Annotated in this window: 16 protein-coding genes, 1 tRNA gene, 2 pseudogenes and 2 riboswitches; of the genes and pseudogenes, 14 read left to right on the top strand and 5 right to left on the bottom strand. The window is 76.4% G+C overall.

Translation table 11 applies throughout. From position 1 onward, the window contains the following. Positions 1–27: 27 nt before the first annotated feature. From MN205_RS19865 to MN205_RS19810, 12 genes are all read left to right on the top strand, one after another. The gene (locus tag MN205_RS19865) at positions 28–1,959 is read left to right on the top strand and encodes a LysM domain-containing protein (RefSeq protein WP_242130194.1); all 1,932 of its coding nucleotides are present in this window, start codon (positions 28–30) and stop codon (positions 1,957–1,959) included. A gap of 94 nt (positions 1,960–2,053) precedes the next feature. Continuing rightward, positions 2,054–2,959: a ScpA family protein gene (locus MN205_RS19860; protein ID WP_242130192.1), complete on the top strand. Its 906-nt coding sequence runs from the start codon at positions 2,054–2,056 to the stop codon at positions 2,957–2,959. After that, positions 2,956–3,873 carry an SMC-Scp complex subunit ScpB gene (gene scpB, locus MN205_RS19855; RefSeq protein WP_242130190.1) on the top strand — a complete coding sequence of 306 codons (918 nt, stop codon included), beginning with the start codon at positions 2,956–2,958 and terminating at the stop codon, positions 3,871–3,873. The genes MN205_RS19860 and scpB overlap by 4 nt, the downstream gene beginning before the upstream one ends. Beyond that, positions 3,870–4,853, top strand: a complete 984-nt coding sequence (locus MN205_RS19850; RefSeq protein WP_242130188.1) for a pseudouridine synthase — start codon at positions 3,870–3,872, stop codon at positions 4,851–4,853. Before scpB ends, MN205_RS19850 begins: the two co-directional genes overlap by 4 nt. A gap of 68 nt (positions 4,854–4,921) precedes the next feature. After that, positions 4,922–5,293, top strand: coding sequence for a chorismate mutase (gene aroH / locus MN205_RS19845; RefSeq protein ID WP_242130187.1), 372 nt, complete (start codon positions 4,922–4,924; stop codon positions 5,291–5,293). Between the two features lie 6 nt (positions 5,294–5,299). Next, on the top strand, positions 5,300–6,415 hold the full coding sequence (locus MN205_RS19840) for a prephenate dehydrogenase (RefSeq protein WP_242130186.1): 1,116 nt from the start codon (positions 5,300–5,302) through the stop codon (positions 6,413–6,415). 67 nt (positions 6,416–6,482) lie between these two features. Continuing rightward, positions 6,483–7,274 (top strand): (d)CMP kinase, encoded by a 792-nt coding sequence (cmk, locus tag MN205_RS19835; RefSeq protein WP_242130185.1) that lies wholly within the window; start codon positions 6,483–6,485, stop codon positions 7,272–7,274. Beyond that, positions 7,271–8,014, top strand: coding sequence for a 1-acyl-sn-glycerol-3-phosphate acyltransferase (locus MN205_RS22225; protein ID WP_242130184.1), 744 nt, complete (start codon positions 7,271–7,273; stop codon positions 8,012–8,014). The genes cmk and MN205_RS22225 overlap by 4 nt, the downstream gene beginning before the upstream one ends. Beyond that, the gene (der, locus tag MN205_RS19825) at positions 8,011–9,513 is read left to right on the top strand and encodes a ribosome biogenesis GTPase Der (RefSeq protein WP_242130183.1); all 1,503 of its coding nucleotides are present in this window, start codon (positions 8,011–8,013) and stop codon (positions 9,511–9,513) included. Before MN205_RS22225 ends, der begins: the two co-directional genes overlap by 4 nt. A gap of 48 nt (positions 9,514–9,561) precedes the next feature. Further along, positions 9,562–9,635 (top strand) — tRNA-Pro (locus tag MN205_RS19820). A 127-nt stretch (positions 9,636–9,762) separates the two neighbouring features. Next, the gene (locus MN205_RS19815) at positions 9,763–10,440 is read left to right on the top strand and encodes an FxLYD domain-containing protein (protein WP_242130182.1); all 678 of its coding nucleotides are present in this window, start codon (positions 9,763–9,765) and stop codon (positions 10,438–10,440) included. Between the two features lie 103 nt (positions 10,441–10,543). Then, positions 10,544–10,637: riboswitch (SAM riboswitch) on the top strand. A 244-nt stretch (positions 10,638–10,881) separates the two neighbouring features. Then, positions 10,882–11,790, top strand: coding sequence for a sulfurtransferase (locus MN205_RS19810; RefSeq protein ID WP_242130181.1), 909 nt, complete (start codon positions 10,882–10,884; stop codon positions 11,788–11,790). A 118-nt stretch (positions 11,791–11,908) separates the two neighbouring features. Here MN205_RS19810 and cobA read toward each other — a convergent pair whose 3' ends face one another. From cobA to MN205_RS19785, 5 genes and pseudogenes are all read right to left on the bottom strand, one after another. After that, positions 11,909–13,108, bottom strand: coding sequence for a uroporphyrinogen-III C-methyltransferase (cobA, locus tag MN205_RS19805; protein ID WP_242130180.1), 1,200 nt, complete (start codon positions 13,106–13,108; stop codon positions 11,909–11,911). Between the two features lie 125 nt (positions 13,109–13,233). Next, positions 13,234–14,796: pseudogene (locus MN205_RS19800) on the bottom strand (GTP-binding protein); the annotation flags it as partial. Beyond that, the gene (gene cysD, locus MN205_RS19795; protein WP_242738781.1) at positions 14,796–15,731 is read right to left on the bottom strand and encodes a sulfate adenylyltransferase subunit CysD; all 936 of its coding nucleotides are present in this window, start codon (positions 15,729–15,731) and stop codon (positions 14,796–14,798) included. The pseudogene MN205_RS19800 and the gene cysD, both read right to left, overlap by 1 nt. Before the next feature lie 20 nt (positions 15,732–15,751). Continuing rightward, complete coding sequence (locus MN205_RS19790) at positions 15,752–16,483, bottom strand: phosphoadenylyl-sulfate reductase (RefSeq protein ID WP_242130173.1); 732 nt, start codon at positions 16,481–16,483, stop codon at positions 15,752–15,754. Further along, a complete protein-coding gene (locus tag MN205_RS19785) occupies positions 16,480–18,213 on the bottom strand; it encodes a nitrite/sulfite reductase (protein WP_242130171.1) in 1,734 nt (577 codons plus the stop codon). Before MN205_RS19785 ends, MN205_RS19790 begins: the two co-directional genes overlap by 4 nt. 290 nt (positions 18,214–18,503) lie before the next feature. After that, positions 18,504–18,619, top strand: a riboswitch (SAM riboswitch). Between the two features lie 31 nt (positions 18,620–18,650). Here MN205_RS19785 and MN205_RS19780 point away from each other — a divergent pair. After that, positions 18,651–19,559, top strand: a complete 909-nt coding sequence (locus tag MN205_RS19780) for a sulfite exporter TauE/SafE family protein (protein WP_242130170.1) — start codon at positions 18,651–18,653, stop codon at positions 19,557–19,559. Further along, positions 19,556–19,624 (top strand): annotated as a pseudogene (locus tag MN205_RS22220) (ferredoxin); the annotation flags it as partial. The gene MN205_RS19780 and the pseudogene MN205_RS22220, both read left to right, overlap by 4 nt.

Raw genomic sequence — 19,624 nt, 5'->3', positions numbered from 1 at the left:
CCCTACCGCACCACCGTGAGGTGACCGATGCCCACCCCCACCCTCGACCGCCCGGACCGCACCGGGCAGCGGGTGCCCGCCCGCCTGCCCCGACGCGGCCCCACCCCGGCAGCCCGGCGCCTGGAGGTGCTGCGCGGCGCCGCCGCGGCGGTCGTCCTGCTCGCCGTGGTCGTCGGCGTCCCGTGGGCGCTGGTCGCGCTCGTGGGCAACCCGCTGCCCTCGACCCTCCCCGCGCGCAGCTGGCTGGACGCCCAGTTGAGCGGCACGGTCGTGCTCGACGTCCTCGCGGTGGTGCTGTGGCTGACGTGGGCGCACTTCACCGCCTGCGTGCTCGCGGAGGTCCGCGCCTGGGTGCGCGGCGGGGTGAGCGCCCGCGCCCGCTTCGGCAGCGGTCAGCAGGTCCTCGCCCAGCGGCTCGTGGGGGCGGTGCTGCTCCTGGCGGCGGGTGCGGTGTGGGTGCCCGGGACCGTGCCGTCGCCGTCCACCGGGGCGCTCGGCGCGGTGGCGCTCACCGGCGCGCAGGAGGTGCCGCGCACCCCGCCGGTGTCCGGTGAGGGCGAGGCCGGCGCCGCGCGAGCAGCCGCCCCGGCCGCTGCCGCTGCGCCCGACGCTGCCTGGGCGGGGCGGTCCGCGGCGGCCGCAGCGGGCCCGGTCACCTACGTGGTCCAGCCGCCCGCGGGTCGCCACCACGACTGCCTGTGGGACATCGCCGAGCGCACGCTCGGCGACCCGCTGCGCTACCGCGAGATCTTCGACCTCAACGTGGACAGGGCTCAGCCGGACGGTTCACGGCTGGTGGACGCCGACCTCATCCGCCCGGGGTGGGTGCTGCTGCTTCCCGGCGACGCCGCGCAGCACGTCCCGGTGCGACCGGTCCTGACCGCACCCGCCGGGGGCCCCGACGCGGAGCGGCCCGCTGCCCGGGCCGAGGTGTCCGAGGTGCCCGGGGTGTTCGAGGTGCCTGGGGTGCCGCCCGCCGCCGGCGACGACCTCCTGCAGCGCGGTGCCCTGAGCGCGGGCCTGGTCGCGGTCGGCCTGCTGACCGCCACGCGCCGCACCCGGCCCGTCGGGCCCCTCGCGCCGCCCGAACGCGGTCTGGACGACCCCGGGCGGGGAGCGTTCCTCGACCGCGCGCTGCGCCGGCTCGCCGCTGCCGCCGGCGAGCAGGGGACACCGCTGCCGGAGGTGCTCGCCGTCGGTCTCGGCGCCGACCGTCTCGTCCTGCACCTGGCGGACGTCCCCGGGGGCCCGAGGCCACCCGCCCCCTTCACGGGCACGGGGACACGGCTCGAGGTCCGCCGCGAGGACCTGGGGCGCGCTGCCACCCTGCCCGCTCCCCACGAGTCCGGCCGCGCACCGTACCCGGCGCTGGCGGACGTGGCACGGGTGGGTGAGGAGGACCTCCTCGTGGACCTGGAGTCGGCTCCCGGCCTCGTGGCCCTCGGCGGGGACGAGGGGGTCGCGCGCGCGCTGGCCCTGTCGATGGCGGCCGAGCTCGTCCTCAACCCCTGGTCCGACGGGGTGCACCTGCACCTGGTGGGTTTCGCGTCCCGGCACGCCGGCCTGCACCCGGGACTCGTCGAGGACGTGGGATCGCTGGCCGGTCTGCTGGGTCGGCTGGAGGCCGAGGCGGCCGAGCGGCGGCGTGCCGCCCGGGCCCTGGGCGTCGACGGCGTGCTGGCCGCTCGCCGCAGCCGCCGGGTCGGCCGCCCGCGGCCGCACGTCGTCGTCCTGTCCGGGCCGCCCGACGCCGGTGAGACCGCCCGGCTGGAACGCCTGGTGGGTTCCGGGGACACCGAGCTGGCCGCCGTCGTCGTCGGGGACGTGCCCACGGCGTCCTGGCGGTTCCGCTGCGGGGCGGACGGTTCGGTCGACCTCGGTGTTCTCGGGGTCCGGGGCCGGGCCTTCACGGCCACCGTCGAGGACCTGGAGCGCATCGCCCGCCTGAGCCTCCTGTGAGGCGGTCACGTCCTGGGCGGCGTGTCGGTGCCGACGGCGACGGCGACGGCCGCGCCGATCCCGTGACGCCGGCCGGCTCGGTACGGTGGGGCACGTGGCTGCCCCTCCCCGTGAGCCCGTGCCCGCGGGCACGGGCGGCACCGACCCCGCCGGCGGCCGCACCGGTTTCGAGGTGCGGCTGGAGAACTTCGCCGGCCCCTTCGACCTCCTGCTCGGCCTGATCACCAAGCACCAGCTCGACGTCACCGAGGTGGCGCTGGCCCGGGTGACCGACGACTTCATCGCGCACCTGCGCGCCGCCTCGGCGGGTGAGGGTGACTGGGACCTGGACGAGGCCAGCGAGTTCCTCGTCGTGGCCGCCACGCTGCTGGACCTGAAGGCCGCCCGCCTGCTGCCGGCCGCGGAGGTGGAGGACCCCGAGGACCTGGCGCTGCTGGAGGCGCGCGACCTGCTGTTCGCCCGCCTGCTGCAGTACCGCGCCTACAAGCAGGTGGCCGCCGTGCTCGCCGAGCGGTTCGCGCGCGAGTCGCGGCGGGTGCCGCGCGCGGTCGCCGTCGAGCCCCGCTTCGAGAGGCTGCTGCCGGACCTGGTCCTGACCGTCAGCCCCGAGCAGTTCGCGGCGGTCGCCGCGCGCGCCCTGACGCCCAGGCCCGTCCCCGCCGTGGGGCTGGACCACCTGCACGCCAGCGCCGTCAGCGTGCGCGAGCAGGCCGCGCTCGTCGTGGAGCGGCTGCGCCGCAGCGGCAGCATGACCTTCACCGAGATCGCCGCCGACGCCGGCGAGGGGGAGCTGGGCACCCTGGTGGTCGTCGCCCGGTTCCTGGCGGTGCTGGAGCTGTTCCGCGAGCGGCGGGTGCGCCTGGAGCAGCCGGAGGCGCTGGGGCCGCTGACCGTCCGCTGGGACGCCGCGGCCGCGGACGGCGCGGCGGGGGCCGCCGCCGTGCTGGCGGGTGTCGACGAGTTCGAGGGCGCGGACGCCGCGCCGGGGGGAGAGCGGTGAGCGAGCACGTGCAGGAAGCGGTCGAGGACCTCGCGGGGGACCTCGCGGAGGACCCGGCGAGCGGGACCGGGGACGACCCCGGCCGGCGGGTGCGCGCGGCGATCGAGGCGGTGCTCATGGTCGCCGACGAGCCGGTGGGCGCCGAGGCGCTGGCCCGGGCCACCGGCGAGTCGCCCGACGAGGTGGACCTGCTGCTGCGCGAGCTGGCCGGGGAGTACGCCGAGGCCGGGCGCGGCTTCGAGCTGCGCGAGTCCGGGGGCGGCTGGCGGGTGTACTCCCGCCCCGAGCACGCCGACGTGGTGGAGGCGTTCCTGCTGGACGGGCAGACCGCCAAGCTGACCCAGGCCGCCCTGGAGACCCTGGCGATCGTCGCCTACCGCCAGCCCGTCAGCCGGGCGCGCGTGTCCGCCGTGCGCGGGGTGTCCGTCGACGGCGTCATGCGCACCCTGCTCACCCGCGGCCTGGTCGCCGAGGCCGGGGTGGAGGCCACCAGCGGAGCGACCCTCTACCGCACCACCGGGGAGTTCCTGCAGCGCATGGGCCTCGAGCGGCTCGAGGACCTGCCGCCGCTGGCGCCGTTCCTGCCCGAGGACGTCGACCCCGAGGACCTGGAGCCGCGCGAGGTGCTGGCCGCCGAACCGGGTGCGGCGCTCGCGGGGGCGGTGGCGGACGCGGTGGCCGTGCCCGTGGGCGGTCCCGCGGGTGAGCCCACCGGGGATCCCGCCGGTGGGTCCACCCGGGACTCCGCCGGCGGGTCCACCGACGAGCCCGTGGCCGGCGCGGTCGGCGAGCCGCCCGCGGTGGGGGATGATGGGCCCGAGCGCGCGAGCGCCGCGGACGACGCGGTGCCGGCGGCCCCGGCCGAGCCGGAGGCCCCCGCGGCGCCCGACGACCAGCAGGAGGAACCACGATGAGCCCCACCGCGCCCCGAGGGGGCGGCAGTCGCCGCCAGGGCGGCACCGGCGGCCGGCCCGCCCAGGGCCGCGGCAGGCCGGCCGCCGGCGGCAAGGGCGGCGGCAAGCCGTTCGGCAAGCGCGCCGGGGACCAGCCCGGCAAGCGCTCCGCCGGCCGCGGCTCCGCGCGCCGCATGACGGACGACATCACGCCCGCTCCCGCACCGCCTCGCCGCGGCCCCGCGCCGCCGCGCCGCGGCGGCGACGTGCACGACCCCGAGGGCGTGCGCCTGCAGAAGTTCCTCGCCCAGGCGGGCGCCGGGTCGCGCCGCACCTGCGAGGACATGATCACCGCCGGGCGCGTCACGGTCGACGACCAGGTCGTCACCGAGCTCGGGGTGCGCATCGACCCGTCCCGCCAGGTCGTCCACGTCGACGGCCTGCGCTTCTCCGTCGACGACCAGATGGTCTACATCGTGGTGAACAAGCCCAAGGGCGTGGTCTCCACGATGTTCGACGAGCAGGACCGCCTGAACCTGGCCGACATGGTCGGCCCGCGCGAGGAGCGCCTCTTCCACGTCGGCCGCCTCGACCTGGACACCGAGGGCCTGATCCTGCTCACCAACGACGGCGCCCTCGCGCACCGCCTGCAGCACCCCTCCTTCGGCGTGCAGAAGACGTACCTCGCGGAGGTCCGCGGGCCCGTCAAGCGCGACCTGGGCAAGAACCTGCGCGCCGGCGTGGAGCTGGACGACGGGCCCGTCACCGTGGACTCCTTCCGCCTGGTGGACTCGAAGCCCGGATACGCGCTCGTCGAGGTCGTCCTGCACGAGGGCCGCAAGCACGTCGTGCGCCGCCTGCTGGACGCCGAGGGCTACCCCGTCCTGAAGCTCGTGCGCACCCAGATGGGCCCGCTCGTCCTCGGCGACCTCAAGCCCGGCAAGAACCGCCGCCTCACGCGCGGCGAGGTGCAGCAGCTCATGGCGGCCGTGGGCCTGTGAACGACGGGGGCCCCGTGAACGGCGGGGGCACGGCCGCGGCCGCCGGCCGCGTCGGTACGGTGGGGCCCGTGGCGGTTCGGGCGGTTCGGGCGGTGCGCGGTGCGGTGCAGGTCGACGTGGACGAGCGGGACGTCGTGCTCGACGCGACGCGCGAGCTCGTCTCGGAGGTGATCCGGGTCAACGAGCTGAGCCTCGACGACTTCATCAGCGTCCTGTTCACCTGCACCGCGGACCTGACGAGCGAGTTCCCCGCCGTGGCGGCGCGCGAGCTCGGCATGGGCGACGTGCCCCTCATGTGCGCGCGGGAGCTGGAGATCGCCGGGTCCATGCCGCGGGTGATCCGCCTCATGGCGCACGTCGAGACGACCCTGCCGCGCTCCGACGTCCGCCACGTCTACCTGCGCGGCGCGCAGGCCCTGCGCCGCGACATCGCCCAGTAGGCCGCGGTGACCCTCGACGCGGCCGCACCGGCGCGCACCGGCGGCACGGTGCGCGTCGTGGGGACCGGGTTGCTCGGTGCCTCCGCCGGCCTGGCGCTGTCCCTGCGCGGCGTCGACGTCGTCCTCAGCGACGTCTCGCCCACCGCGGTGGCGCTCGCCCGGGACCTGGGCGCCGGCCGGCTGCCCGCCGAGGGCGACGACCCGCGCCTGGTGCTCGTGGCCGCCCCGCCGGACGTGGTCGCCGACGTCGTGGCCGCCGAGCTGGCCGCCCACCCCGGCGCCGTCGTCACCGACGTCGCCAGCGTCAAGGGCGGTCCGCTGGCGGCGCTGCGCGCGGCGGGTGCGGACCTGTCCCGCTACGTCGGCGGGCACCCGATGGCCGGGCGCGAGCGCGGTGGCGCCGTCTCGGCGCGCGCGGACCTCTTCGCCGGCCGGCCCTGGGTGATCGCCGCCACGCGGGCGGCGGACCGGCGCGCCGTCTCCCTCGTGCACGACCTCGCCCTGGACTGCGGCGGCGTGCCGGTGACCATGCCCGCGGCCGAGCACGACGAGGCCGTCGCCCTCGTCTCGCACGCCCCGCAGGTCGCCGCCAGCCTGGTGGCCGCACGCCTGCGCGAGGCCCCCGAGCCGGCGGTGGCCCTGGCGGGGCAGGGCCTGCGCGACGTCACCCGCATCGCCGGCAGCGACCCCGCGCTGTGGGCGCAGATCCTCGCCGCCAACGCCGGCCCCGTCGCCGACGTCCTGGAGGCGCTGGCGCGCGACCTGGGCGACGTGGTGGGCGCCCTGCGGGCCCTGCAGCGCGATCCGCAGGCCCCGGGTGCGCGCGGCACCCTCGCCGGGCTCATCGCCGCCGGCGGCGCGGGCCGCGACCGCATCCCGGGCAAGCACGGCGGCGCGCCCGCCCTCTACGCCACCGTGGTCGTGGTCGTGCCGGACCTCCCCGGCGAGCTGGCCCGGCTGCTGGCCGACGTCGGTGCGGCCGGCGTGAACCTGGAGGACCTGCGCCTGGAGCACTCCCCGGGGCAGGCGGTCGCGCTGGCGTCGGTGGACGTGCTGCCGGCCGCCGCGCGCCCGCTGGCCGAGGCGCTGCGGGCGCGCGGCTGGACCGTCCCGGCGTCCTGAGCGGGTGGCGCCCGGCCGCACGGCCGCCGGGTCGGTGGGTGCCCGCCCGGTCGACTAGCCTCGTGCGGTGCCCACCTCCTCCAGCGGTCCCGTCGCGCCCGCCGAAGCCGCCTCCGCCGGGGACGGCCCGGCCCTGCCCGCGGGGATCGTCGTCGCGGTCGACGGTCCCTCCGGTTCCGGCAAGTCCAGCGTCAGCCGCGCCGCGGCGCGCGCGCTCGGCGTGGCGTTCCTCGACACCGGCGCCATGTACCGCGCCGTCACCCTCTCCGCGCTGCGGGCCGGTGTCGACCTCGCCGACGCCGCCGCCGTCGCGGCGCACGTGCGGGCCGTGGCGCTGTCGGTGGGCACCGACCCGCAGGCCCCGACGATCGCGGTCGTGGGAGCCGACGGCACCGAGAGCGACGTGAGCGAGCAGGTGCGCGGCGCGGACGTGACCGCCGCCGTCAGCGCGGTCGCCGCCGTGCCCGCCGTCCGCTCGGACCTGGTGCTGCGCCAGCGCGCCCTCATCGAGTCCGCCTGCGCCGCACCGGCTCCCGGTGCGCGCCCCGGCGTGGTCGCCGAGGGGCGCGACATCACGACCGTGGTCGCCCCCGAGGCCCACGTGCGGGTGCTGCTGACCGCGGACGAGCGGGTGCGCCTGGCGCGCCGCGCGCAGCAGGACCTGGGGGCCGCCGACGCCGCCGCGGTGGAGGCGGTGCGCCGCTCCGTCTCCGAGCGCGACCGCGTCGACGCGCGCACCACGGCCTTCACCACCGCGGCCGACGGCGTCGTCACCCTGGACTCCACCCACCTGGACTTCGACGGCACCGTGGCGGCCCTGCTCGAGCTGGTGCGCAGCACCGCCGGGGAGGGTGCGTGAGCGGCACCGCGCAGGATGTCGCCGTCCCGCGCGCGGGGCGCCCGCAGGCGTGGACCAGGGGCCTGGGCAGGTTCCTGGCGAACGTGGTGTGGGACTCCACCGTGCACGGCGCCGAGAACGTGCCCGCCACCGGGCCGGTGCTGCTGGCCTCCAACCACGCCTCCCTCACCGACGGCCCCCTGCTGTACGGGGTGGCGCCGCGCGACGTGGCCTTCCTGGTGAAGAAGGAGATGTTCGGCGGCGTCCTCGGCTGGGCGCTGCTGCGCGCCGGGCAGATCCCCATCGACCGCAGCCACGGCGACCGCGACGCCCTGCAGACGGTGCTGCGCGTGCTCGCCGAGGGCGGCGCGGCCGGGGTGTTCCCCGAGGGGACCCGCGGCCGCGGGGACGCGGCGTCGGTGCGTTCGGGCATCGCTTGGATCGCGCTGCAGTCCGGTGCGCCGGTCGTGCCGGTGGCGTGCCTGGGCGCGCACCGCCCGGGCGAGCGCAACCGCACCGCCCCGCCGCCGCGCCGGAGGCTGCACTACTGCTTCGGGGAACCCTTCACCGTCGTGAAGGAACCCGGCGTGCCGGGCCGCGTCGCGCTGGCCGCGGCCGTGGAGCAGGTCCGCGACAGGCTCTCGGCGCACGTGCTGGACAGCATGCGCCGCACCAGGATCCCCCTGCCCGACCACCTGGACGCCGACGAGCTGGGGCTCGGCGAGATGGCGTCCGACGACGTACCCGGAGGCCAGCGGTGAGCACCCCCGACACCCCGAACGAGCACGAGACCCGGCAGGGCGCCCAGGAGCACGACGCCCAGCACGACGCCGGCGTGGAGAACGCCCTGCGCGTCGGCCTGGAGGACTACGACCTCTCCCCGGAGGACGTGGCGCTGCTGGAGTCCGAGGGCCCCGCCGGGCCCGAGGGCGCCCCGGACGGGCCGCTGCCGGTGCTGGCGGTCGTGGGCCGCCCGAACGTGGGCAAGTCCACCCTGGTCAACCGCATCATCGGCCGTCGCGAGGCGGTCGTGGAGGACGTGCCGGGCGTCACGCGCGACCGCGTCTCCTACCCGGCGAACTGGGCCGGGCGCGACTTCACCCTGGTGGACACCGGCGGCTGGGAGCGCAAGGTCGAGGGCCTGAACCTGGCCGTGGCCGAGCAGGCGGAGATCGCGATCGACCTGGCCGACGCGGTGGTGTTCGTCGTGGACGCGACGGTCGGTGCGACGTCCTCCGACGAGCAGGTGGTGCGGTTGCTGCGCCGCTCCGGCAAGCCGGTGGTCCTCGTGGCGAACAAGGTGGACGGCCCGCGCCAGGAGGCCGACGCCACCGAGCTGTGGGCCCTGGGCCTGGGCGAGCCGTACCCGGTCTCCGCGCTGCACGGGCGCGGCACGGGCGACGCGCTGGACGCCGCGGTGCGGCTGCTGCCGCAGGTCTCCGCCGTCGGCGGGGCGCTGCCGGTGGGCGGGCCGCGCCGGGTGGCGCTGCTGGGCCGCCCGAACGTCGGCAAGTCCAGCACGCTGAACAAGCTGGCCGGTTCCGAGCGGGTCGTGGTGCACCCCACCGCCGGCACCACCCGCGACCCGGTGGACGAGCTGATCGAGCTGGGCGGGCGCACGTGGCGGTTCGTGGACACCGCGGGCATCCGCCGCCGGGTCCACCTGACGCGCGGGGCGGACTTCTACGCCTCGCTGCGCACGCAGGCGGCGCTGGAGAAGGCCGAGGTGGCCGTGGTGCTCCTGGACGCCAGCGAGCCGATCACGGAGCAGGACATCCGGATCATCTCGACGGTCGTCGAGTCCGGTCGCGCGCTCGTGGTGGCCTACAACAAGTGGGACCTGACCGACGAGGAGCGCCGGCACTACCTCGAGCGCGAGATCGAGAAGGAGCTGGTCCAGATCCCGTGGGCGCCGCGGGTGAACGTCTCGGCGACGACCGGCCGGCACCTGGAGCGGCTCGTGCCCGCCCTGGACACCGCCCTGGAGTCCTGGGACACGCGCGTGCCCACCGGGCGGCTCAACAGCTTCCTGGGGCAGGTCGTGGCGGCCCACCCGCACCCGGTGCGCGGCGGCAAGCAGCCCCGCATCCTGTTCGGCACGCAGGCCTCCACGCGTCCGCCGCGCTTCGTCGTCTTCGCGAGCGGCTTCCTGGAGGCCGGTTACCGCCGCTTCCTGGAGCGGCGCCTGCGCGAGGAGTTCGGCTTCACGGGGACCCCCATCGAGCTGAGCGTCCGGGTGCGGGAGAAGCGCCGGAAGTGATGTAAGGTTTACCCCGGTTCGCCGCCCGGCAACGGGGGAGCGGGCCATCGGGCTGTGGCGCAGCTTGGTAGCGCACTTGACTGGGGGTCAAGGGGTCGCAGGTTCAAATCCTGTCAGCCCGACAGCGGCTCGCCGCGCAGCGGTGAGGAGAGGGCCGGTTCCGTTCGGAACCGGCCCTCTCGCCGTCTCCAGGGCCCCGCGCCTACCCTGGTGGGGCCAGGAGCACGACGACGAGCCCCGGGGTCCGCCATGACGACTCACACGCCCACCCCACCGGCACCACCGCGCGGCCGGCGCAGGCGCAGCGGGATCGCGATCGCCTCGGTGGTCCTCGGCGTCGCGGGTGCGCTGACCGGGCTGGTGCCGAGCCTGCACGTGCTGGCCCTCTGCCTGGCGGTGCTCGGTGCCGCGGCCGGCCTGGTGGTCCTCCTGCGCGGGCGTGGCCCGGTGCGGCGCACCGCCGCGGCCGGGCTGGTGCTGTCGCTGGCGGCGGCCGCCGTGGTCGTCGTGGTCACGGCGGCCGCCCGCGACGACGTCGTCACGGACGCGACCGGTGACGCGCCGGGGCAGGTGCCGGGTGGTGTCGCGGGGGAGGAGTCGCCGCCCGCCGAGCCCGCCGGGGTCGCCGGCGGTACCCGGCCCTCCGGGGCGCCCGAGGGCGTCGCGGTGACCGGTTGCGGCGAGCTCGGTGCCTCCGCCACCGCCACCGCCACCGCCACCGCCACCGTGGAGGTCACCAACACCGCGCAGGAGACGCGCAGCCTGGCGGTCGCCGTGGAGTGGATGGACGCCGCCGACGCGCAGCTGGGCGTCGGGCGCGCCGTCGCGCGCGACCTCGCGCCGGGGCAGAGCGCGACCGTGCGGGTCGAGGGGACCGGTGTGGGCGGGGCCGTGGCGTGCCGCGCCCTGGAGCTCGCCCCCACCTGAGCGGCGGTGACGTGCCGTGCCGCGGGCCCGCACCGGTGGGCCGGACCCGCCCGCGCCGGGGGCGGGTTGACAGCGCTGCCCCGCAACGGGCACGGTTGCCCCACGACCATCCAGAGCGGCCGAGAGACCTGGCTCGACGACGCCGCAGCAACCCCCCTCCCGCAGGGCGTGGGTGCTTCCGCCGGGACCGATGGAGGGCACGGCATGACGCAGGACCGCACCACCGAACTGCACTCCCGGCGGCACATCGACCTGTGCCGCCGCGGTTCCGCCGCCTGTCGCTGACGGCGCGCGACCCCCGACCGCGGGGTGCGCCCCGCGGACCCGAGGCGCACCCCGCCGGCCCCGTCCGCCCGATCCCGGGCGTGCGGGAACCCACCGCTGAAACGCCACCCGGTCGTCGCTCGACGTCCGGGGCAGACCCGTACCGGAGAGGAACCCATGCCCACCCCCACGTCCGCCGCGGCGCCCGTCGACACCACCGAGGCGAAGTTCGCCGCCTACGCCCACCCCGAGAAGCTCGTGAGCACCGCCTGGCTCGCGGAGAACCTGGGCCGCGAGGGCCTGGTCGTGGTGGAGAGCGACGAGGACGTCCTGCTGTACGAGACCGGCCACGTCCCCGGCGCGGTCAAGGTCGACTGGCACACCGAGCTGAACGACCCGGTCACGCGCGACTACGTCGACGGCGCGGGATTCGCGGAACTGCTCTCGCGCAAGGGGATCCGTCGCGAGGACACGGTCGTGCTGTACGGCGACAAGAGCAACTGGTGGGCCGCGTACGCGCTGTGGGTGTTCACCCTGTTCGGCCACGAGGACGTGCGCCTGCTGGACGGCGGGCGCGCCAAGTGGGCCGCCGAGGGGCGCGAGCTGACCACTGAGGCTCCGCAGCGCGAGCGCACCGAGTACCCCGTCGTCGAGCGCGACGACAGCCGCGTGCGGGCGTTCGCGCCCGACGTGCGAGAGCACCGCGGCGGCCTCGTCGACGTGCGTTCCGCGCCGGAGTACACCGGTGAGCGCACCCACATGCCGGACTACCCGCAGGAGGGCACCCTGCGCGGTGGGCACATCGCCGGTGCGGCGAGCGTGCCGTGGGCGAAGGCGGCCAACGAGGACGGCACGTTCAAGGACCGTGCGGCGCTGGAGGAGATCTACTTCGACGGTGCGGGACTGACCCCGCAGACGGAGACGATCACCTACTGCCGCATCGGGGAGCGCTCCAGCCACACCTGGTTCGTGCTGACGCACCTGCTCGGCCTGGAGGACGTCAGGAACTACGACGGTTCCTGGACGGAGTGGGGCAACGCGGTGCGCGCGCCCATCGTGGTGGGCCCGGAGCCCGGCACCCGCTGACGGCGCGGGGAACTCCCGGGGCGGGGCGCGGCACGACCGCGTCCCGCCCTCGCGCGTTCCCCGGCGGCCCCGGGTTCCCGGCGGCTGGAGGGGTCGCCGGGAAACCCCTGCGAACCCGTCAGGGGGCCCCCGGGCCGGGGCCCAGCACGTCGACGACCTCTCCGACGACGACGACCGCGGGGGCCTGGACACCGGCCCGCCGCGCCACCCGCGCGATGTCCGCCAGCGGTGCGGTGGTGGTGCGCTGCCGGGGGGTCCAGCCGTCCTGCACGACCGCCACGGGGGTGGCCGGGTCGCGGCCGGCCGCGAGCAGACCCGCGGCGAGCCGGTCGAGGGCGGCCACGCCCATGAGGACCACGAGCGTCCCCGCGAGCCGGGCCAGCGCCCCCAGGTCGTCGCCGTCGAGGTCCTCGTGCCCGGACAGGACCGTGACGCAGCGGGCGGCGCCCCGGTGGGTGACGGGGATCCCGGCGGCCGCCGGCACCGCGAAGGCGCTGGTGACGCCGGGGACCACCTCCACCTCGACACCCGCCTGGCGGCACGCCAGCACCTCCTCGCCGCCGCGGCCGAGGACGTACGGGTCACCGCCCTTCAACCGGACCACGGTGCGCCCGGCGAGGGCGGCGTCGACGAGGACGCGGTTGATCTCCTCCTGCGGCACGGGGTGCTTCCCGGACGTCTTGCCGACGTCGACGACCTCCACGTCGGGGTCCAGTTCGGCGAGGACCCCCGTGGGCGCCAGGCGGTCCACCACCACCACGTCGGCCTCGGCCAGCCGGCGGCGCCCGCGCAGGGTGAGCAGTTCCGGTTCACCGGGCCCGCCGCCGACGAGGACCACGCGGCCCGCGCGGGGCCGGTGCCGCCGCAGCGGTGCCGCGCCCGAGTCCAGCAGGTGCCCCAGCCGCACCGCCACCGCACGGGCGCGCTCGGTGTCGGCGCCGGCGTCCACCGACAGCACGACGTCGTCGCGGCGCACGACGGCCGGTTCCACGGCCGTGCCGGCCGCCGGGGCGTCCGGGCGCACGCACCACAGTCGCCGCTGCTCGGCCAGCGCCGCCACGGCGTCGTCCTCGCGGGCGTCACCGGTGGCGGCGTGCACCAGCCAGGCGCCGTCCAGGTCGGTGCCGGTGAGGCCGCCCTCGCGCCAGCGCACCGCTCCGGCGTCGTGCTGCTCGGCCAGTTCCTCGCACAGGTGCACCGCGACGACGAGCACGTCCGCGCCGAGGGCCGCCAGGTCGCGGGCGCAGCCGGCGGCGAGGGGGCCACCGCCGGCCACGACGACCCGGCGTCCGCGCACGTCCAGGTGCAGCGGCTGCATCAGCCGCGCTCCGCCTCCCCGCCGACGACGGCCAGCGCGCGCTGCACGGCCGCCTCCACGGCCTCACCGGGCTGCAGCGCCAGCACCCGCGCGGCGGGGCCGCCGTCGGCGACCACGCCGGCCGCCGAGCGCGCGCTCACCGCGTCCGCGGCGGTGCCGAGCACCACCAGACCGGCGTCGGCGAGCAGCCGGGCCGCGTGCGCCGTGCGGCGCAGCGACTCCGCACGCTCCGGCGCCGAGTCGCCGAGGTCGGCCGCCAGGCCGGCGCGCACGTTCCCCGCCCGGAGGGCGTAGGCGGCGCGGCCCGCCGCCAGCAGCGCGGCCTCCGCCGCGAGGGCGACCTCCTCGCCGTCCGGCGCGCCCGGCGCCGCCACCAGCCACAGCGCAGAACCGGTGTGCGGGCGCGCGGCCGTGGACGGCCGCCAGGTGGGCTCCTCGCCGCGGGACGCCGCGGTGCGCCGGTCGGTGGCCTCGCGCACGACCCCGGCGGCCACCGTGTCGTGGGTGTGCTCGTCGATGAGGACGAACGCGCCCATGTCGCGGTTGCGGGCGTACGGCTCCACGACGAGGTCGACAGCGGTGCGCAGCGTCACCGCACCGATGTCGTTGAGCTGCAGGGCGTCGGGTGCGGGCAGCTCCGCCAGGGTGCGCGGGTCCATCCGGTCGTGCAGGGCGCCGACCTCGGCGCGCACCGTGCGCGTGGTGTGCTTCAGCAGCAGCCGGCGACCCGCCACGAGGGGCTCGGGGTGCATCCAGCACACCTGCGCGCGCAGCTCGCGCGTCACCGTGGGCTCGGCGTCGGGGGCGACGAGCACGTCGCCGCGGCCCACGTCGACCTCGTCGGCCAGCTCCACCGCCACCGACAGCGGCGGCACGGCCACCTCGCGCCCGTCGTCGAGGGTGTCCACGGCGCTGACGCGGGTGCGCGCGCCCGAGGGCAGCACGACGACCTCGTCGCCGGCGCGCAGGGACCCTGCCGCCATCCGGCCGGTGTAGCTGCGCCGGCGCCCGGCGACCGGGCGCGAGACCCACTGCACGGGCAGCCGCAGGCGCCCCACGCCGAAGTCCGGCGGCAGCACCTCCACGGAGTCCAGGTGCTCCAGCAGCGTCGGGCCGTCGTACCAGGGCGTCTCGGCGGAGCGGCGCGCCACGTTGTCGCCGTGCTTGGCGGCGACGGGCACCACGAGCATGCGCACCCCCAGCCGGTCGGCGACCTCGCGCAGCTCCTCGCGCACCGCCGAGAAGCGGGACCGGTCGAAGTCGACGAGGTCCATCTTGTTCACGGCCGCCACCAGGTGCGGCACCCCCAGCAGCGTCGCGATGCGCGCGTGCCGGCGCGTCTGGTCCAGCACGCCGGCGCGCGCGTCGACGAGCAGCATCGACAGGTGCGCGTTCGAGGTCCCGGTCACCATGTTGCGGGTGTAGCGCTCGTGCCCGGGGGTGTCGGCCAGGACGTAGTTGCGCTTGTCGGTGGAGAAGAACCGGTACGCCACGTCGATGGTGATGCCCTGCTCGCGCTCGGCGCGCAGCCCGTCCGAGAGGGCCGCCAGGTCCGGCCCGTCGGGGCCGTCGACCGCCTCGAGGTGGTCGGTGGGCAGGCTGCCGGTGTCGAGCAGCAGCCGGCCGATGAGGGTCGACTTGCCGTCGTCCACCGAACCGGCGGTGGACATCCGCAGGAGTTCGCGCATCAGAAGTACCCCTCGCGCTTGCGGTCCTCCATCGCGGCGGCGGAGGTCCGGTCGTCCGCCCGGGTGGCCCCGCGCTCGGACACGGTCGCGGTGCCGATCTCCGCGATGACGGCGTCGACGTCGGTGGCGTCGGAACGCACCGCTCCGGTGATGGTGAGGTCCCCGACGGTGCGGTACCGCACCCGCAGGCGCTGCACCCGCTCACCGGGCCGGGCGGGCGTGAGGTCGGAGACGGCCAGCAGCATCCCGTCGCGCTCGACGACGTCGCGCTCGTGCGCGTAGTAGATGCTCGGCAGTTCCAGGCCCTCGGCGGCGATGTACCGCCACACGTCCAGCTCGGTCCAGTTGCTCAGCGGGAACACCCGGACCTGCTCACCGCGGTGGACGCGGCCGTTGTACAGCGACCACGGTTCGGGGCGCTGGTGGCGCGGGTCCCACTGCCCGGCCGCGTCGCGGACGCTGAAGACCCGCTCCTTGGCGCGGGCGCGCTCCTCGTCGCGGCGTGCCCCGCCGAACGCGGCGTCGAAGCCGCCCTCGGCGAGCGCGTCGAGCAGGGTGCGCGTCTGCAGCCGGTTGCGCGAGGCGCCGGGCGCGTCCTCACGCACGCGGCCGGCGTCGATGCTCGCCTGCACGGAGGCGACGACGAGGCGGTGCCCGCCCTGCGCCAGGCGCCGGTCGCGGAACTCGATCACCTCGTCGAAGTTGTGGCCCGTGTCGACGTGCATCACGGGGAACGGCACGGGGGAGGGGCGGAACGCCTTCTCCGCCAGGCGCAGCAGCACGATGGAGTCCTTGCCCGCGGAGAACAGCAGGACCGGCCGCTCGAACTCCGCGGCCACCTCGCGGATGATGTGGACGGCCTCGGCCTCCAGGGCACGCAGGTCGTCGACGAGCGCGGGAGCCGGGTGCGCGGCACCGGTGCGCGCGGCCGGCACGGCGGCCGTCGTCGCCGCGCTCACAGGTGGATCCCGCACTCGGTCTTGCCGGTGCCGGCCCAGCGCCCGGAGCGCGGGTCCTCACCGGGGGCCACCCGCCTCGTGCACGGCGCACAGCCGATCGAGGGGTACCCGGCCGTCAGCAACGGGTTCACCGGCACGGCGTGCTCGGTGGCGTAGCCGACGAGCTCGTCGAACGTCCACGCCGCCAGCGGGTTCAGCTTCACCAGGCCGTGCCGCTCGTCGAACTGCACCAGCGGGGTGCCGGCGCGGGTGGGGGCCTCCTCACGGCGCACGCCCGTCACCCACGCCTCGTACCCGCCCAGCGCGGCGGCGAGGGGCTCGACCTTGCGCAGCCGGCAGCACGTGCCGGGGTCGCGCTCGTGCAGGCGGGGACCGAACTCGGCGTCCTGCTCGGTGACCGTCTGCCGGGGCAGGACGTCCACGACGCGCACCGGCAGCGTGAGCTCCACCTCGTCACGGGTGCCGCGCGTCTCGGCGAAGTGGTAGCCGGTGTCCAGGAACAGGACGTCCACGCCGGGCGCGTGCCGCGAGACGAGGTGGGGCAGCACGGCGTCGGCCATGCTGCACGCCACCGCGAGGGTCCCGGGGAAGGTGGCCGCCGCCCAGGCGGCGACCTCCTCCGCGCCCGCGCCGGCCAGTTCGGCGGCGCCGCGCCCGGCCAGCTCCCGCAGCTCGTCGCGGTCGCGGCGAGCCCGGGGCGCGGGGACGGTGGTCGTCGTCTCGCTCATCGCAGAGCCTCCTCGTCGCTGCGGTGGGCCCAGGCCGCGAACGTCTCGCGCGGTTCCCGGGTGTCGAGGTAGCGCCGCACGACACGCTCGACGTAGTCGGGCAGTCCGGTGGCGGTCACCTTCAGGCCGCGCACGGTGCGTCCCACGCCGGGTTCGGCGCGGTCGGCGGAGGCCAGCCCGCCGCCCAGGTGCACCTGGAAACCCGCCACCTGCTCGCCGTGCTCGTCGCGCACCAGCTGGCCCTTGAGCCCGATGTCCGCGGTCTGGACGCGGGCGCAGGAGTTCGGGCACCCGTTGACGTGCAGGGTGATGGGGGTGTCGATCTCCACCCCCGCCAGGCGCCGCTCCAGCTCCTCGATCGCCCGCGTCGCGGTGTCCTTGGTCTCGACGATCGCGAGCTTGCAGAACTCGATGCCGGTGCAGGCGATGGTGGTGCGCCGGAACGGTGAGGGGCTGGCCGTCAGGCCCAGCTCCTCCACGCGGGCGGTGAAGGCCTCGACCCGGTCCGGCTCGACGTCCAGCACGACGACCTTCTGGTGCGGTGTCAGCCGCACCCGGTGGGAACCGGCGGCCTCGGCCGCGTCGGCCAGCTCGCCCAGCAGGGTGCCGCTGACCCGACCGACGGTGGGGGACAGGCCCACGTAGGACCGGCCGTCCTTCTGCTCGTGGACGCCGACGTGGTCCCCGCGCCCGGCGGGCGCCGGCGGCGGCGGCCCGTCCGGCAGGGCGCGGTGCAGGTACTCCTCCTCCAGCACGCGGCGGAAGCGCTCCGGCCCCCAGTCGGCCACGAGGTACTTCAGGCGCGCCCTGTTGCGCAGCCGCCGGTAGCCGTAGTCGCGGAAGATCTCCACCACTGCGCGCCACACCTCCGCGGCCTCGTCCGGAGCGACGAAGGCGCCCAGGCGCTGGGCGAGGTGGGCGCTGGTGGACAGCCCGCCACCGACCCACAGGTCGTAGCCCGCGCCGAGCTCGGGGTGGACGACGCCCACCAGGGAGATGTCGTTGATCTCGTGCACGACGTCCTGGCTGGGGTGGCCGGTCACCGCGGTCTTGAACTTGCGCGGCAGGTTCGCCAGCTCCGGGTCGCCGATGAAGCGGTCCACGATCTCGGTGATGACCGGGGTGGGGTCGATGAGCTCGTCCCGGGCGATGCCGGCCACCGGGCTGCCCAGCACCACCCGCGGGGTGTCGCCGCACGCCTCGGTGGTCTGCAGGCCCACCGCCTCCAGCCGGCGCCAGATCTCCGGGACGTCCTCGATGCGCACCCAGTGCAGCTGCACGTTCTGGCGGTCGGTGATGTCGGCCGTGTCGCGGGCGAACTCCGTGGAGAGCGCGCCGACGACCCGGAGCTGCTCGGTCGTCAGGGAACCGCCGTCGATCCGGACCCGCAGCATGAAGAACTCGTCGGAGAGCTCCTGCGCGGACAGCTGGGCGGTGCGCCCGCCGTCGATCCCGGGACGCCGCTGCGTGTACAGCCCCCACCAGCGGAACCGGCCGTTGAGGTCGTCCGGCGCGATGGAGGAGAAACCCCCCGGCGCGTACACGCGCTCGATCCTCTCGCGGACGTTCAGGCCACCGTCGGCCGCCTTGACCTCCTCGTTGTGGTTCAAGGGCTTCGTGCCGTCGATGCGCCACTGGCCGTCGCCGCCGGGGCGGGGGGCACGCGCCGCGCGCCGCGGTGCCTGCGGGGCGGTCTGCTCGAGGGGGGTGGTGCTGGCGTCGGGTGTCATGGAACCTCACGGGGGAGACGGGCCTCCTCGTGAGGAGGCCCTCAGCTGGTGGGGTGCAGCGAGCGACCGGAGCGGCAGGCGTAGGCGCTCTGCAGCCGCATGAGGTCGACGTACCGGCGCGAGATCAGACGCACGGCAGAGGGCTGGACCACGTGACCACGTTAGGGCACGAGCGCGGGAACTCCAACACGCTCGACCGATCCGCGCGCCGCGCCCGTCGTCGCACGTTCCACGACGCGTGCTGACCGAACGTGTTGACCGGTGCCCGAGGCTCCTCTAACGTCAGGAGCGGTCACGAGTACCAGCGCCAAGCCCCGGCTCGCTGGTCGGCAACCCTCCTCCTGCGGCGGGGTGCTCCGGGTGAAGACCTGGCCGTTCGCCGTTCGGCGTCCGGCAAGCGCGGACCCCCGGGTCCACGGACGACGGATGGACCGCACGTGCACAAGTTCGCCCTGCTCGCCCTGGTCGGCCTGCTGGCCCAGCTCGTCGACGGCTCCCTCGGCATGGCCTACGGCGTCACCTCCACGACGCTGCTGCTGGTCGTCGGGGCGAGTCCCGCCGCCGCGTCCGCCACCGTCCACCTCGCGGAGATCGGCACGACGCTGGCCTCCGGGGCCGCGCACTGGCGCTTCGGCAACGTCGACTGGCGCGTCGTGGTGCGCGTGGGCGTGCCCGGCGCGGTCGGGGCCTTCCTGGGGGCGACGGTCCTGTCGTCGCTGCCCACGGCCGTCGCCGCACCGGTGATCAGCGCCGTGCTGCTGCTGCTCGGGGTGTACGTGCTGCTGCGCTCCGCTGTGGCCCGTTTCGACGAGCGGTCCCTGCACCGGCCGCTGCGGCGGCGATTCCTGGCCCCGCTGGGGTTGTTCGCCGGGTTCGTCGACGCGACCGGCGGTGGTGGCTGGGGCCCCGTGGGCACTCCCGCCCTGCTGGCCTCCGGCCGGCTGGAGGCGCGCAAGGTCATCGGGTCGGTGGACACCAGCGAGTTCCTCGTCGCGGTGGCGGCCAGCGCGGGTTTCCTCGTGGGGCTCGGCTCGCAGGGCATCGCCTGGACGTGGGTGCTGGCGCTGCTCCTCGGCGGCCTGATCGCCGCGCCCATCGCCGCCTGGCTGGTGCGTTTCGCCCCGCCGCACGTCCTGGGTTCGGCCGTCGGCGCCGTCATCGTCCTGACGAACTCGCGAACCCTGCTGCGCAGCGAGTCCATCGGCGCCCCCGACGCGGTCCGCTGGGCCGTCTACGCGCTCGTCCTGGCCGCCGGCGCCCTCGCCGTGGCCCACTCGGTGCGCCGGCACCGCCGCACCACCCGCACGCTCACCACCACCGACAGCGAGAGGAGCAGCGCCCAGTGACGTACGTCATCGCCCAGCCCTGCGTGGACCTCAAGGACAAGGCCTGCATCGAGGAGTGCCCGGTC

The organism is Kineococcus sp. TRM81007, assembly GCF_022669155.1.
Classification (GTDB): Bacteria; Actinomycetota; Actinomycetes; order Actinomycetales; family Kineococcaceae; genus Kineococcus.
Note: the sequence above shows the minus strand (reverse complement) of the source record. Positions and strands in the feature narration are given on the sequence as shown.

Excerpts from the sequence above, each read along its gene's own strand:
- MN205_RS19865 (WP_242130194.1), top strand. The coding sequence starts at position 28 with ATGCCCACCCCCACCCTCGACCGCCCGGACCGCACCGGGCAGCGGGTG.
- MN205_RS19850 (WP_242130188.1), top strand. The coding sequence starts at position 3,870 with ATGAGCCCCACCGCGCCCCGAGGGGGCGGCAGTCGCCGCCAGGGCGGC.
- MN205_RS19815 (WP_242130182.1), top strand. The coding sequence starts at position 9,763 with ATGACGACTCACACGCCCACCCCACCGGCACCACCGCGCGGCCGGCGC.
- MN205_RS19810 (WP_242130181.1), top strand. The coding sequence starts at position 10,882 with ATGCCCACCCCCACGTCCGCCGCGGCGCCCGTCGACACCACCGAGGCG.
- cobA (WP_242130180.1), bottom strand. The coding sequence starts at position 13,108 with ATGCAGCCGCTGCACCTGGACGTGCGCGGACGCCGGGTCGTCGTGGCC.
- MN205_RS19790 (WP_242130173.1), bottom strand. The coding sequence starts at position 16,483 with ATGAGCGAGACGACGACCACCGTCCCCGCGCCCCGGGCTCGCCGCGAC.
- MN205_RS19785 (WP_242130171.1), bottom strand. The coding sequence starts at position 18,213 with ATGACACCCGACGCCAGCACCACCCCCCTCGAGCAGACCGCCCCGCAG.